A 13,917-nucleotide genomic window follows, 5' to 3' on the forward strand; every position below is an offset into this window, starting at 1 on the left:
CACTTGCGGGCATCGAGCCCGCGGTGAGCGCCGGCCCCCCGCAGCGCGGCTACCCTTTTCGTGGGGTCGTTCGCGGGAGCGAGCGTGCTTGCGGCTTACCCCCCTCCGCATCAACATTTCCCTATCGATCGCTAGATGACCCACTCGCAACACGGCGTCGCTTCGACTTTTTGCTCCGCGATCTTGGTAGCCGCAACGGCCCTGGTCGCCCTCCCCTCGCCCGCCCGGGCCGCCGATCCGATGGATTGGCCCCTGTGGCGCGGTCCGCACGGCAACGGCGTGTCGGACGAGGTCGGGCTCGTGGACGAGTGGGACCCCAAGGGGGGGGAAGGGAGCAACCTGCTCTGGAAGAGCGACGAGCTCGGCGGGCGATCGACCCCGATCGTGATGAACGGCAAGCTCTACACGCTCACCCGCGACCAGCCCGGCACGGAGCTCGAGGGCGAGAAGGTTGTTTGCGCAGACGCCGCCACCGGCAAAGTCCTCTGGGAATACCGCTTCAACGTCTACCTCTCCGACGTGCCCGACACGCGCGTCGGCTGGTCGAGCGTGGTGGGCGACCCCGCCACGGGCCGCGTATACGCCCAGGGCGTGTGCGGCTACTTCTGTTGCCTCGAGGGCGACTCGGGCGAGGTCGTTTGGGACCGCAGCCTGCACGAGGAATTTGGCCTGCTCTCGACCTACGGCGGCCGGACCAACTTCCCGCTGATCCACGACGACACGGTCATCATCAGCGCGGTGGTGATCGGCTGGGGCGACACGCCGCAATGGGGGCTCATGGCCAAGCCCGCGCATCGGTTCATGGCCTTCGACAAGGCGACGGGCGAGATGCGCTGGCTCAGCGGCACGCGTCTCATCCCTTACGACACGACCTACAGCTCGCCCACGCCGGCGGTGCTCAATGGCCAGAGGGCGCTGGTCTTCGGTTCGGGCGATGGCGCCGTGTGGGCCATGCAGGCCGGCACCGGCAAGACGCTCTGGAACTACCCCATCTCGCGACGAGGGCTGAACGTCTCGCCGCTGGTCACGCCCAACGGCATGGTCTACACCGGTCACAGCGAGGAGAACATCGTTGGCACGACGATGGGCGCCTTCGTCGCGATCGACGGCACGAAGCAGGGCGCCCTGGAGCTCGGCGACGAGGAGTGGATCGTACCGCAGGCGATGGTCGGCAAGAGCTCGCCGATCGCCGTGGGCGGCCGCATCTACGCCATGGACGACCGCGCCAAGCTGTTTGTCTACGACGCCAAAACGGGCGAGCGGATCACCCGCAAGGCCTTGGGCCGCGCGATGCGGGGCTCGCCGATCTACGCCGACGGCAAGATCTACACCTGCACGAACGAGGGGATGTTCTACATCCTCAAGCCCACGGACGATGGGGTCGAGGTCTTGCAGAAGCTCCGCCTCCGTGGCGAAGAGGTGAACGCCTCGCCGATCGTCTCGCACGGCCGCATCTACATGACCACGGCCGACAACCTGTACTGCATCGGCGACCCGAGCGTCGAGCCCTCGCTGGACATAAGGCTGGTCAACGGGGTGAGGCCCGTTCCGACCGCCAGCGGCGAGCCTGCCCAGATGCAGGTTGTGCCTTGGGACACGCTGCTCGCGCCCGGCGAAGAGCAGACCTACACGGTGCGTCTCTACAACGCGACGGGCGAGTTCCTCCGCGAGGCGTCGAGTGGTGAAGTGTCGTTCAGCGTCGACGGCCCCGGTTCGGTCACGCCCGACGGCCGCTACATCGCCCCCACCAACGCACCGCACAAGGCGGCTCTGGTGAACGTTGCAATGGGCGACCTCAAGGGCCAGGGCCGGGTGCGGATCGTGCCGCCGTTGCCGTGGAGTTTCGACTTCAATGACGGCGAGCTGGCCCCGCTCACCTGGGTCGGCGGACGCATCCGCTACGTGCCTCGCGACGAGAACGGCGAGGGCTACCTCGCTAAGCCGACCGAGCTGCCCACCCGCCCCGGCGCGCCGACCACGAAACTCGGCACCCGCAGCCAGATGTGGATGGGCCCCTCGGACTTGGCGGACTACACGGTCCAAGCCGACGTGCAGATGCAAACCGGCGTCGCCGGTGAATCGTCGGCCGCCAGCCCCGACGCCATGCCGGAGTTCGTCGACCCCTCGGCTTCCGACAACCCGATCAAGCTGCCGTCGGCCGGCCTGATCAACAGCGGCTACACGTTCACTCTGTTCGGCCCCAACAGCGAGGCCCGCCTCTACAGCTGGTGCACGCACCCCGAGCGGGCCCAGGCCTCCGTGGCGATGGAGTTCGAGCCGCACGTGTGGTACACGATGAAGTGCCGCGTCGAGCCCGCCGACGACGGCGCCAGCGCCAAGGTCTACGGCAAGGTCTGGAAGCGTGACGAGCAAGAGCCCGCCGAGTGGACGCTCGAGTTCGTCGACGAGGCCCCGAACCTCCAGGGGGCCCCGGGCCTGTTTGGCGACTCGAAAGAGGCCGAGTTCTACGTCGACAATCTCAAGGTCACGCCGAACGATTGAGCCGCCTCTTGCGAACCGAACCACAGCGAGTCGCCGCCACGCGATAACGGCGGGCGGCGACCGACCTCTCCCATTCATGTGAACACACTCTCACCACCGAGTCCCTTCGCCATGCGATACGTTGCTCTGCTGCTCACGGTCTTCCTGTTACACAGCGCCGACTCCCCCTCGGCCACGGCCCAATCGGTCACCAAAGAATGGACCCAATGGGGCGGCGACTCGGCCCGCAACAACACGCCTGTGGGCGAGGGCATCGCCACCGAGTGGGAGGTTGGCGACTTCGACTTCCGCACCGGCGAGTGGGACCCCAGCTCGGCGGAGAACATCAAGTGGGCCTCGCGCCTCGGCTCGCAGACTTACGGCAACGTGGTCGTGGCGGGCGGCAAGGCGTTTGTCGGCACCAACAACTCGGGCGGCTGGTTGCCACGCTACCCGGGCGACGTGGACTTGGGCTGCCTGCTGGCCTTCGACGCCGATACGGGCGAGTTCCTCTGGCAGCACTCGAGCGAGAAGCTCAAGACCGGCCGCGTTCACGACTGGCCGCTGCAGGGCATCTGCGCCGCGCCGCTTGTGGAGGGCGACCGGTTGTGGTTCGTCACGAGCCGCGGCGAGGTCCGTTGCCTCGACACCGATGGTTTCAGCGACGGCGAGAACGACGGCAAGGTCCAGGACGAAGAGGCCGCCATCAAGCAGCAGGCCGCCGGCGCCGGGGCCGACTACGACATGAAGAACGAGGCCGACGTCGTCTGGGTGTTCGACATGATGCGTGAGCTCGGCACGTCGCAGCACAACATGTGCAGTTGCAGCGTCACCACGGCGGGCGACATCCTGCTGGTGAACACCAGCAACGGGCTCGACGAGTCGCACATCAACCTGCCGGCGCCCGACGCGCCGAGCTTCATCGCCCTCGACAAGAACACCGGCTACGTGCTCTGGACCGACAAGTCGCCCGGCGAGAACATCCTGCACGGCCAGTGGTCGAGCCCGGCGTACGGCGTCCTCGGCGGGCAGGAGCAGGCGATCTTCGGCGGCGGCGACGGCTGGGTCTACTCTTTCGACCCCAAGGGCAACGGCAAGGGGGGCGCCAAGCTGCTCTGGAAGTTCGACGCCAACCCGAAGCAGAGCGAGTGGATCCTCGGCGGCCGCGGCACGCGCAACAACATCATCGCCACCCCGGTGATCCACGACGGCGTGGTCTACGTCGCCGTGGGGCAGGACCCCGAGCACGGCGAGGGGATCGGCCACCTGTGGTGCATCGACCCGACGAAGCGCGGCGACGTGAGCCCCGAGCTCGCCTACAACTCGTCCGATCCCAGCAAGCCGATCGCGCACAAACGGATCCAGGCCGTCGAGCCGGACGAGGGCGACTTCGCCCGCCCCAACCCGAACTCGGCCGCCATCTGGCAGTACAGCGAGGTCGACCAGAACGACGACGGCGAGATCGACTTCGAGGAGACCATGCACCGCAGCTGCGGCACCGTGGCGATCAAGGACGGCGTGCTCTACATCGCCGACTTCAGCGGGCTGTTCCATTGCCTCGACGCCAAGACCGGCAAGGTCCACTGGACCTACGACATGCTGGCCGCCGCCTGGGGCTCGCCGCTGATCGTTGAAGAGAAGGTCTACATCGGCGACGAGGACGGCGACGTCGCCATCTTCCGCCACTCGGCCGACCCCGAGGTCGCGATGGACGGCGGCGAGCCGTTCTTCGGCGAGATCAACATGGGCAACAGCGTCTACTCCACGCCGATCATCGCCGACAACGTGCTCTACATCTCGAACCGCACGCACCTGTTCGCGATCGAGAAGGGCGACGAGTAGCGGCGCGACCCGAGCAAGCCGCGAGACGTGACGGGGCAGGGGGGCGAGAGGCTGTCGCCCCCCGCCTCACGCGGCGTGCGACGCGTCAGGCGCCTCGCCTCGCCGTGCCGTCTGCCGCGTTGGGAGCCGGCCGACGCCAGCACTCCAGGGCGCCGCTTGCTAGCAAACATGGCCGCCAGCCTACACGGCGCCGGGGCAGCAGGACTTTCTCGAGAAAGACTGGTTGATATATCGCTAGATGACGATATATTGGTAATGGAGGAGCCCAATGGCGACAAAGACCAACAAAACCAAAAAGAACGCCGGTCGACCGCTCAAGCGGGCCGACATGGAAACGCTCGGCCAAGCCGCCGAATGCCTGCGGATCCTCGCCCACCCGGTCCGGATCCGGATGGTGCAACTCTTGCTGCACGACCGCTACACCGTTGGAGAACTGGCCGAAGACTGCGGCGTGCTTGAGAATGTCGCCTCGGAGCACCTGCGGCTGATGCAGCGGTGCGGATTCTTCACCAGCGAGAAAGAAGGCCGCCGCGTTTACTACCGGGTCGCCGAACCGCACCTGGAGAATATCCTCGATTGCATCGAAGGCCGCTTCCAAGCGGGTGCGTCAAAGTGACGCGTGTTTTTTTCTCCCGACATATCGTAATATCGCTAGGTATACACACTACCACAGGAGGGTTGTCATGAGCCAAGTCACCACCATCACCGCCAAGCGTCTCGCCGAGCTTGCCGAGGGGGGCGGCGTCGAAGTGATCGACGTCCGCACCCCGGTCGAGTTCCGCGAGATCCACGCCCCGCTCGCACGGAACACGCCGCTCGACTCGCTCGACCCCGACACCCTGATGAAGCAGCGCAACGGGTCGGCCGGCGAGCCGCTCTACGTGCTATGCCGATCCGGGGCGCGGGCGATGAAGGCCTGTGAGAAGTTTGTCGAGGCGGGGCACGAGAACGTGGTTCACGTCGAAGGGGGCACGCTCGCATGGCAAGAGGCCGGCCTGCCGGTCAACCGCGGCAAGAAGGCGATCTCGCTCGAACGCCAAGTCCGCATAGCGGCGGGGCTGCTGGTGCTCATCGGCGCCGGCCTCGGCTACTTCGTCCACCCTTACTTCATCGGGTTGTCGGCCTTCGTGGGCGCCGGACTCACCTTCGCCGGCGCCACCGACACTTGCGGCATGGGGATGATGCTCGCCCGGATGCCTTGGAACCAATGCGGAGGCGGATCGTGCTCGGCTTAGCCATCGTCGGCGGCGTCGCGATCGGATTCGCGTTGGGCCTCACCGGGGGCGGTGGGGGCATCTTCGCGGTGCCTCTATTGGTCTACGGCATGTCGCTCCCGCCGCGGGAGGCGGTTGGCGTTTCGTTGGCGGCGGTCGGGGCGATCGCGCTCATGGGCGCCGCCACACGGTTGCGAAGCGGAGAGACCGACGTCCGCACCGGGCTGCTGTTCGCCCTGGCGGGGATGTTCGGGGCGCCGCTCGGCGCGAGGCTCTCGAAGATGCTCCCCGAGGCGACGCTCCTGCTGCTGTTCAGCGGGCTGATGCTGGTCATCGCGGTGCGGATGTGGCTCAAGTCGATCGCCACCGAACTACCCGACGGCGACGCCCAGCGGTTCGTTTGCCAACGGGACGCCTGCGGACGACCGACGCTCGGCCCGCGCTGCGTGGCGTTGCTCGCGGCCCTCGGCGTGTTCACCGGCGTGCTCTCGGGGATGTTCGGCGTGGGCGGGGGCTTTGTGATCGTGCCCGCGTTGGTGCTGTTCGGCGGCATGCGGATCCACACCGCCGTGGCGACGTCGCTGATGGTGATCTTCCTGATCAGCGTGTCGGGAGTCACTTCCTACACGCTTGACGGCGGGACGCTGTCGTGGCGGTTGACCGCCCTGTTCGCCCTGGGCGGCGTGCTGGGGATGCAACTCGGCACGCGGCTATCGGCCAAGCTCTCCGGGCCCACGCTGCAGAGAACTTTCGCCCTCGCGATGGTCGCGGTGGCTGGATTTGTCGTCCTGAAGTCAATCGCCTGAGGCGAGGAAAACTCATAAGCACACCAACCAATCAAGCGGCGGGTTGCTTGGCCGAATCTGGCCAGCGACCGCCCGAAATCCAACAACAGCCCAGTACCCAGCCCAGCACACAGAAAGATGAGAGGAGCACGATCGTGGACAATGCGACAAGCACCGGCGGAATGCCAAGGTTGAACGAACCGGCGCCCGAGTTCGAGGCGCGGACCACCCACGGCCCGAGGAAGCTGGCCGATTACCGCGGGCGTTGGCTCATCCTGTTCTCTCACCCGTCCGACTTCACCCCGGTCTGCACAACCGAGTTTATCGGCTTCGCCAAGGCGTACGACCGTTTCCGAGAGCTCAACTGCGACCTGATCGGGCTTTCGATCGACAGCGTCTTCTCGCACCTCGCCTGGGTCGACAGCATCCAACAGAACTTCGGGGTCGAGATCCCCTTCCCGATCATCGACGACCTGTCGATGCGGGTCGCCCACGCCTACGGGATGATCCAGCCCGGCGCCAGCGACACGGCCGCCGTGCGCACAACCTTCGTCATCGACCCCGAGGGCAGGCTGCGGGCGATGGCCTACTACCCGATGAGCAACGGACGCAGCGTCGAAGAGTTCCTCCGCTTGCTCGAGGCGCTGCAGACCAGCGACCGCCACAAGGTGGCGACCCCCGAGGCGTGGCGCCCTGGCGAGGACGTTATTGTGCCGCCGCCGGCGACGGCAGCAGCCGCTCACGAGCGGCTCGCCGACGACAGCTGCGCCTGCACGGACTGGTACTACTGCACAAAGCCGCTCGAAGAGAAGCCAGCGGTCGTCGAAACCGAAACCGTAGCGGCGCTTGCCTAACCCAGTGAGACCCGCGCGTGCGCCTCATATCATCCCACGCAATGAGGAATGAAGACCATGTTGCTCCGATATTTCTACGACCGTTCACTCGCCCACGCCTCGTACCTCGTTGGTTGCCAGAGGGCTAAGCAGGCCGTGATCGTCGACCCGGGCCGCGACATCGAGCCGTATCTCGATGCGGCGGAGCGTGAGGGGCTCGACATCGTGGCGGTCGCCGAGACGCACATCCACGCCGACTACGTGTCGGGCGCCCGCGAGTTGGCCGACCGCATCGGCGCGAAGCTCTACGTCTCCGACGAGGGCCCGCAGGACTGGAAGTACCAGTACGCCTCGCAGTACGAGCACTGCCTCTGCAAGGACGGCGACCGCTTCGGCGTCGGTCAGATCGAGTTCGAGGTGATGCACACCCCCGGGCACACGCCCGAGAGCGTCTCGTTCGTGCTGACCGACCGCGGCGGCGGGGCCGACAAACCGATGGGCGTGTTCACCGGCGACTTTGTCTTCGTCGGATCGATCGGCCGCCCCGACCTGCTCGAAGAAGCGGCCGGCATGGTCGGGACGGCGGAGGTCGGCGCTCATCAGCTGTTCCACTCGGTAGAACGCTTTCGCACGCTCGCCGATCACCTCCAGGTCTGGCCCGCCCACGGGGCGGGGAGCGCATGCGGCAAGGGCCTCGGCGCGATCCCCTCGTCGACGGTCGGATACGAGAAGCTCTTCAACCCGGCATTGCAACACCACGACGAGGAAGAGTTTGTCCGCTACATCCTCGCGGATCAGCCCGAAGCGCCGAAGTACTTCGCGGTGATGAAACGGGTGAACAAGGAGGGCCCCCAGATCCTTGGGCCCTACTCGCCGCCGCCGCAGACGCCAGCGAGCCGACTCGAGAGCGCGATCGAAGAAGGCGCCGTCGTCGATCTGTCCGCACCGTCGAGCTACTCCGCGGGTTTCGCAAAGGGGACACTCAACATCCCGGCGAGCATGCTTGCGGGCTGGGCCGGTTGGCTCCTCGATTACGACGAGCCGGTCTACCTAATCGCCGCAGGGGATCAGATCAAAGAAGCGGTGCGCGTCCTCAACAAGATCGGCGTCGACGAGGTGAAGGGGGTCTTCTCCGTCGACGAGCTCCGAAAAGCGGGGCGGTTGGACCACGCCTACCCGAACGAAGAGCCCGCGAACCTAGCCGAGCGCATCGCCGCGGGTCAGGTTCAGGTGATCGACGTTCGCGCTCAAGGCGAGTGGAACGACGGCCACATCGCGCAGGCCGACCACCGGTTCCTCGGCAAGCTGCCAGGCAACCTCCAGGGCCTCGATCGATCCACGCCGGTTGTCACGCAATGCCAAAGCGGCATGCGTTCGGCGATCGCGGTGAGCATTCTGATCGACGCGGGCTACGACGTCATCAACCTGGCGGGCGGCTTCGGCGCCTGGAGCCACGCAGGGCTGCCCGTGGAAACGGGCGACACGGCTTGCGAATCGCAACCCTGTACAACGGCCTGATCCCAATTGCTTACAAAAACCGCTCTAGGCAAAGGCAGCCAAGATGACCGACGACCCCGCAATCCTGAACAGCTCACGCCACGACCCCGCCGCGGAGGAGGTCTCCCGGCGGCTCGTAGCTCAGCTTGAAGAGTTGAACGGGCGGCTCGCCAAACTCGATCGGCTCCAGGAGTCGTTCGAGACCTTCGGGGCGGTCGCCTGCGACGTGCTCGACGAGCGGGCGCAGGGCCTTGGCGAGACCGGTTCCGGCGCCGACGAGCGGCTGGCCGGTTTGACCCAGTTGGCGGAGCGGCTTACGCGGCGGGATACGCTCTCGGCGCTCGTCGCCCTCGCGGACCGGGCTCCCGAGTTGGAGCGGCTTGCCGCTCTGGTGGATTCCGCACCCGACCTCGTGGCGACGCTGATCGACGTGATCGACGAGTGGGCGCGCCGCTGCGGCGAAGAGGGCCTCGATGTCGCCGAGGCCCTACGCAGCGGGTTGCGGACGGCGCTATGGCTCGGGCAACGGATCAGCGAGGTCGAGCTCGAACGGCTTGGGTTCTTGCTCCGTTCTGATGTGCTTGACCCCAGCGCTCTTCAGGTCGTCGGTAACGCCGCGACAGCGCTGGTTCAGTGCCAGCGAGACGCCTGCGAAGCTCCGTCGCCACGACGGGCCGGCGCCTTCGCTTCACTGCGGTCTCTGAGCGACCCGAAGACGCAGCAATCGATCGCCTTCGCGCTTCAATTCTCACGTGCATTTGGCGAACTGGTTGGCCAACCTTGCAGCAACTCCTCCCCAACACCGAAGGATTCCGAATGAGCGTGCATCATCATGTGGTCGTCGTCGGTGGCGGGGCCGCCGGGCTAACGGTTACCGCTCGCCTCTTGCGAGCGCTCCCAGGACTCGACATCGCCGTCATCGACCCCGCGAGCGAGCACTACTACCAACCAATGTGGACCCTCGTGGGGGGCGGCGTCTTCCCTCGTCAAGAGTCACGCCGCAAGGAAGCCGATGTCATCCCAAGCGGCGCCGAGTGGATCCAGGACGGGGTTGAGTCTTTCGACCCGGTGGCAAATCTTTTATGGACCCGCGACGGGCTAGAAGTCTCTTACGACTACTTGGTCGTGTCACCCGGCTTGCAGATCAACTGGGACGGCGTGGTTGGGCTACGCGAGTCGCTCGGCAAGAACGGCGTCTGCAGCAACTACTCCTACGAGACGGTGGAGTCGACCTGGGAGAACGTCCGCAACTTCCGCGGCGGGACGGCGCTCTTCACCCACCCCACCGGCGCCGTGAAGTGTGGCGGGGCGCCGCAGAAGATCTGCTACCTGGCCGAAGACCACTTCCGCCGCTCGGGGATCCGTGACCGCTGCGAGGTGGTCTTCGCTTCGGCGAAAGACGCCATCTTCGATGTCGCCCGCTACGCCCGCACCCTCGAGAAGGCGGTTGCTCGAAAAGGGATCGACACCCGATTCGGGCTCGAACTCAAAGAGATCCGGGGCGACCAGAAGCAGGCGGTCTTCCAACGCATCGCCGGCGGCGAATCCGTGACGATCGACTACGACATGGTGCACGTCACGCCGCCGATGGGCCCACCCAGCTTCGTCGCGGCCAGCCCGCTCGCCAACGAGGCGGGTTGGGTCGATGTCGACAAGCACACCCTCCGGCACACCCGGTACGGGAACGTCTTCGGCGTCGGCGACGCCTCAAGCCTCCCCACGTCGAAGACGGCCGCCGCGATCCGCAAGCAGGCCCCGGTCCTCGTCGAGAACCTGCTGGCGATCATCGACGGCGAGCCACCCCTCGCAAGCTACGACGGCTACACCTCTTGCCCGGTGGTCACGGGGTACGACAGCCTCGTGTTGGCCGAGTTCGACTACGACAAAAACCCAGAGGAGACCTTTCCCTTCGATCAGTCGCAGGAGCGCTTCAGCATGATGATGATGAAAGAATTCGCACTGCCAGCGTTGTATTGGCATGGCATGCTGAAAGGTCGGGCCTGAGATGCTAGTCTCTTCGAGTCAACGTGGTCTCACGCCCGTGTTGGTTGTGCTGGCGGCCCTCGCTTTCCCGACGGTCATTCTCGCCCAGGGACCCGGGCGCGGTGGGCCCCTGGGGCGCGGGATGGGCCGCGGCGTGGGTCACGACGCCTCGATGGCCGTCGATCGAGCCGGATTTCATTTCCTGCTCCGTAACAACGGATCGATCGAGCGCAGCGTCACCGAGTTGCCCAACGGCGTGAGAACACGCACCACCTCGCAAGACGCCGAGGTCGCGGCCCAGATCCGAGCCCACGTGGCCGCCATGTACGGGCGGATGAAGGAGGGCCGGCCGGTCCGACGTTGGGATCCGCTCTTCGCGGCGCTGTTTGAAAAATCAGACCAAGTCGCCCTCGCAATCACGGAGGTTCCCGGCGGAGTGGAGGTAGTAGAAACCTCGACCGAGCCCGAGGCCATCGCTCTGATCCAGGCGCACGCCAAAGTTGTCTCGGGTTTCGTCGAGAGAGGCTTTGCCGAGGCGCGATTGGCCCATCCGGTTCCAGGTGCAATACCAGCCAAATCCGCGAAGCAACACCCCACAACAACGGACCAATCGCTGCAGCGATTACGACAGCTTTCCGCAGAATTCGACCGCGTCTATATCCCCGCATTGGCCCTGACGAACCAAGGCCGCAGATCGCCAAGCTTGGAGGCTCTGAGGCGGTTGAACGAGCGATTGGTCGCGATGCGGCGACAAGCGCGTGACACCAAGTCCGACGATCAGGAATTGCTCTTCAAGGGGACGGCGGATGTCGTCGCTGAGGCTGCCCGGCTGGCTCAGTCCGGCGATTTCCTCGAAGCTCACGAGACGCTCGAACCGCTGCGGGACCAACTCGCCTCGCGTAGAAGGTCGCTGGGCGTCGACTACCGGCTCGACGTGCTCAGCGACTATCACGCCGTGATGGAGGCGATCGTCAAACCAGCCAACGGTGCGGACCCGAACCTTCTCGACGCCGCCGCGCTCGATCGGCTCCGCCAGCAAGCGGCTTCCGCGGCGGCCATCTGGGCGCGCGTTGAGCAGACCAAATTCGACACCAGCTACGCGCCCCTCTCCGACGCACAGAAGCAGAATGTCGAGCCGCTGGTCCAAGCCAACCGAGAAGCGATTTCCCGGCTCAACCGGGCGCTGCGGGAAGGAGATGCGACAGAGGTCCTCGGCGCCGCCGTCGCGATTAAGCCGCCGTTCGCCAAGCTCTACATGAGCTTCGGTGATTTTAGCGGGCTAGCGGAGAACGCTTCAAGTACACCCGCCACACAAAAGAATTACCCACCTATCTCAACTGAGGAAGAATGATGTCGAAAGAACGCACGCTCGAGAATCTGCAAACCGCTCTCGAGATGGAGTTAACCGCGACCCACCAGTACCAGCTGCACGCCGGCGTGCTCGATGATTGGGGACTGAGCCTTTTGGCGACGCAGATGCGTGTCGAGTTGCAGGAAGAGCTCACTCACTCCGAGGCATTCATGGTTCGCATCTTGTTCTTCGGTGGCGATCCCCAGCTCAAGCTGGCGAAGACTCCAGTAAAAGCCAAGTCGCTCAAAGAGATGTTCGAGACGGACCTCGTCGATGAGAAGGACGCCATCGAGTTCTACACGAAGGCCTCCTTCGAGGCCGCGGCCGACGGCGACATCGGCACGCGTCAGCTGTTTGAACGGATCGCCATCGAAGAAGAGGACCACATGAGCTGGCTCGAATTGCAGATCGACTTGCTCGCACGCATGGGCGAACCCGCCTACATCGCCAAGCACATGCCCGCGCCGGGAGCGAGATAAAGAATACCCGAGACGTTGGCGTAGGCCTTACAGGCCGCTGCCAGGCGACGGTGAAGGCGGAGAGACGAGTGAGAGGCAATTCGGACAGACGGGCCGCGAATTTCGACCACGTGGCGGACCTCATGGCCAAGCCAACACGCCTATCGAGGGGGTTACGAAGAGCCCCTTATCGACCGGCTGGCGACTCCCGCGATAATCGCGGGGGTTTGGCCTAAGGTCCTGCGTCTCTAGCACTCAAGAAGAAGTGGGCACGACAGAACTCGAATCTGTGACCTCTTGCATGTCAAGCAAGCGCTCTAACCAACTGAGCTACGCGCCCTCGTGGAGTCGGCTCGCTCGGGCGGCGGGGCGTGCTAGCACGCTCGTCGCGGGGGCGAAACGGGTCTCCTAGCCGGCTATCGGCAGGGGCGGGGCCCCGGCCGCAGTGGCAGCCCCCTAATATAGCGTGGTTTAGCCGCTCGGCTAGGCCCGCGTTTCCGCCGGCTTGGGTCGTAGCGATTGGGCGGCCCGGTTTCGGGGGTCCGCCGCCGGGCTGCGGTTTCGCAAAACGTTCGGAGGAACGGGCTTGCGGCGTTTCCCAACTAGCGGTGTAATGCGCAGACCTTGGGGAACAATCGGGTTCTGCCGCCCCGGCTGGGCGGTGGGCTTTCCTCGACGGGCTGCGGAACACGGGGCTCCGCCGTTTCGTGCGTGACGGAGGGATCGTCGCGGCGGGCGGGGCTGACGACAGGTGGGACCACGACGGATCATGCGACTCAAATCAATCTCTTGGCACGGCGCCGTTTACTACGGCGAGGTGTTCGGCTTCTTGCTCGCCTGGGTGGCGGGCATCGCGATCGCCCTGAGCGGCGACCAGCCCGCCGCTTCGCGCCCCAACGCCGACCAACTCGCCTCGGCGGAAGTCACTGCGCGCTGAAAAGCGTCTGCACTCGCCTTCGCAGCCTCTTGGGCTGCGTCTGCCGGCAAGAATCCGCCGCTTTTCGCGATTACCGCCCGCGTCTTTCGCCTGTGGTATAGTGTCACTATGGCCACTGTTGAACAAATCGACGAACAGATCGAAGAGTTCTCTCGCTTCGTGAAGCAGGTCCCTGAGCGGGAGCGGGCATGCCTTTCGCTTGACGAGCTTTACCAGCGGTGGCGTGAAGAATCGATCGCACGCGAAGACTTGGCGGCCATCCAGCAGGCCGTCACCGATTTCGAGAACGGGGATCGTGGCCAGCCCGCTGACCAGGCCATGGCTAAACTCCGCAGCGATCTTGCGGCCAAGTTTGGCGGATGAGGCACTCGCTCCGCATTCTTGGACGGGCGCAAGCGGACGCTAGAGAGATCGCTAGCTACCTTGGCAAGCGCTCCGTCGACGGCATGTACCGGTGGCTCGACGCTTACGAGCAAGCGCAAGATCGCATCCGCGCCGAGCCCTTGTCCTGTGGGCTTGCCCCCGAAAACGATCGC

At 65.4% G+C, this 13,917-nt stretch carries 13 protein-coding genes and 1 tRNA gene; 13 read left to right on the plus strand and 1 reads right to left on the minus strand.

The window, feature by feature from the left end:
• The first annotated feature begins 135 nt into the window (after positions 1-135).
• The 11 genes from Mal64_RS10425 to Mal64_RS10475 all read left to right on the plus strand — a co-directional run bounded on the left by Mal64_RS10425 (position 136) and on the right by Mal64_RS10475 (position 12,465).
• Complete coding sequence (locus tag Mal64_RS10425) at positions 136-2,502, plus strand: outer membrane protein assembly factor BamB family protein (protein WP_146399828.1); 2,367 nt, start codon at positions 136-138, stop codon at positions 2,500-2,502.
• Between the two features lie 111 nt (positions 2,503-2,613).
• Positions 2,614-4,323, plus strand: a complete 1,710-nt coding sequence (locus Mal64_RS10430) for an outer membrane protein assembly factor BamB family protein (protein WP_146399830.1) — start codon at positions 2,614-2,616, stop codon at positions 4,321-4,323.
• Between the two features lie 268 nt (positions 4,324-4,591).
• On the plus strand, positions 4,592-4,939 hold the full coding sequence (locus Mal64_RS10435; protein ID WP_146399832.1) for an ArsR/SmtB family transcription factor: 348 nt from the start codon (positions 4,592-4,594) through the stop codon (positions 4,937-4,939).
• 67 nt (positions 4,940-5,006) lie between these two features.
• Complete coding sequence (locus Mal64_RS10440; RefSeq protein ID WP_146399834.1) at positions 5,007-5,558, plus strand: rhodanese-like domain-containing protein; 552 nt, start codon at positions 5,007-5,009, stop codon at positions 5,556-5,558.
• On the plus strand, positions 5,546-6,343 hold the full coding sequence (locus Mal64_RS10445; RefSeq protein WP_146399836.1) for a sulfite exporter TauE/SafE family protein: 798 nt from the start codon (positions 5,546-5,548) through the stop codon (positions 6,341-6,343). The genes Mal64_RS10440 and Mal64_RS10445 overlap by 13 nt, the downstream gene beginning before the upstream one ends.
• A 161-nt stretch (positions 6,344-6,504) precedes the next feature.
• On the plus strand, positions 6,505-7,176 hold the full coding sequence (locus Mal64_RS10450) for a peroxiredoxin (protein WP_146399838.1): 672 nt from the start codon (positions 6,505-6,507) through the stop codon (positions 7,174-7,176).
• 57 nt (positions 7,177-7,233) lie between these two features.
• Entirely contained in the window at positions 7,234-8,673 is a 1,440-nt protein-coding gene (locus Mal64_RS10455; RefSeq protein ID WP_146399840.1) for an MBL fold metallo-hydrolase, read from the plus strand.
• 43 nt (positions 8,674-8,716) lie between these two features.
• The gene (locus Mal64_RS10460) at positions 8,717-9,472 is read left to right on the plus strand and encodes a DUF1641 domain-containing protein (protein WP_146399842.1); all 756 of its coding nucleotides are present in this window, start codon (positions 8,717-8,719) and stop codon (positions 9,470-9,472) included.
• On the plus strand, positions 9,469-10,656 hold the full coding sequence (locus Mal64_RS10465) for an NAD(P)/FAD-dependent oxidoreductase (RefSeq protein ID WP_146399844.1): 1,188 nt from the start codon (positions 9,469-9,471) through the stop codon (positions 10,654-10,656). Before Mal64_RS10460 ends, Mal64_RS10465 begins: the two co-directional genes overlap by 4 nt.
• A gap of 37 nt (positions 10,657-10,693) precedes the next feature.
• The gene (locus tag Mal64_RS10470) at positions 10,694-11,986 is read left to right on the plus strand and encodes a hypothetical protein (RefSeq protein ID WP_146399846.1); all 1,293 of its coding nucleotides are present in this window, start codon (positions 10,694-10,696) and stop codon (positions 11,984-11,986) included.
• On the plus strand, positions 11,986-12,465 hold the full coding sequence (locus Mal64_RS10475; RefSeq protein ID WP_146399848.1) for a bacterioferritin: 480 nt from the start codon (positions 11,986-11,988) through the stop codon (positions 12,463-12,465). The genes Mal64_RS10470 and Mal64_RS10475 overlap by 1 nt, the downstream gene beginning before the upstream one ends.
• Before the next feature lie 245 nt (positions 12,466-12,710).
• Here the strand turns inward: Mal64_RS10475 and Mal64_RS10480 are convergent.
• Positions 12,711-12,784 (minus strand) — tRNA-Val (locus Mal64_RS10480).
• A 429-nt stretch (positions 12,785-13,213) separates the two neighbouring features.
• Here Mal64_RS10480 and Mal64_RS19800 point away from each other — a divergent pair.
• Entirely contained in the window at positions 13,214-13,381 is a 168-nt protein-coding gene (locus Mal64_RS19800) for a hypothetical protein (RefSeq protein WP_197525643.1), read from the plus strand.
• Between the two features lie 108 nt (positions 13,382-13,489).
• The gene (locus Mal64_RS10485) at positions 13,490-13,744 is read left to right on the plus strand and encodes a hypothetical protein (protein ID WP_146399850.1); all 255 of its coding nucleotides are present in this window, start codon (positions 13,490-13,492) and stop codon (positions 13,742-13,744) included.
• Positions 13,745-13,917 lie beyond the last annotated feature (173 nt).

Origin of the sequence: Pseudobythopirellula maris, from assembly GCF_007859945.1 — a bacterium.
GTDB classification, from domain to species: Bacteria; Planctomycetota; Planctomycetia; order Pirellulales; family Lacipirellulaceae; genus Pseudobythopirellula; species Pseudobythopirellula maris.

Coding starts and splice junctions, on each gene's coding strand:
- Mal64_RS10430 (WP_146399830.1), top strand. CDS start 2,614: ATGCGATACGTTGCTCTGCTGCTCACGGTCTTCCTGTTACACAGCGCC.
- Mal64_RS10465 (WP_146399844.1), top strand. CDS start 9,469: ATGAGCGTGCATCATCATGTGGTCGTCGTCGGTGGCGGGGCCGCCGGG.
- Mal64_RS10425 (WP_146399828.1), top strand. CDS start 136: ATGACCCACTCGCAACACGGCGTCGCTTCGACTTTTTGCTCCGCGATC.
- Mal64_RS10475 (WP_146399848.1), top strand. CDS start 11,986: ATGTCGAAAGAACGCACGCTCGAGAATCTGCAAACCGCTCTCGAGATG.
- Mal64_RS10460 (WP_146399842.1), top strand. CDS start 8,717: ATGACCGACGACCCCGCAATCCTGAACAGCTCACGCCACGACCCCGCC.
- Mal64_RS10485 (WP_146399850.1), top strand. CDS start 13,490: ATGGCCACTGTTGAACAAATCGACGAACAGATCGAAGAGTTCTCTCGC.
- Mal64_RS10450 (WP_146399838.1), top strand. CDS start 6,505: ATGCCAAGGTTGAACGAACCGGCGCCCGAGTTCGAGGCGCGGACCACC.
- Mal64_RS19800 (WP_197525643.1), top strand. CDS start 13,214: ATGCGACTCAAATCAATCTCTTGGCACGGCGCCGTTTACTACGGCGAG.
- Mal64_RS10435 (WP_146399832.1), top strand. CDS start 4,592: ATGGCGACAAAGACCAACAAAACCAAAAAGAACGCCGGTCGACCGCTC.
- Mal64_RS10455 (WP_146399840.1), top strand. CDS start 7,234: ATGTTGCTCCGATATTTCTACGACCGTTCACTCGCCCACGCCTCGTAC.
- Mal64_RS10440 (WP_146399834.1), top strand. CDS start 5,007: ATGAGCCAAGTCACCACCATCACCGCCAAGCGTCTCGCCGAGCTTGCC.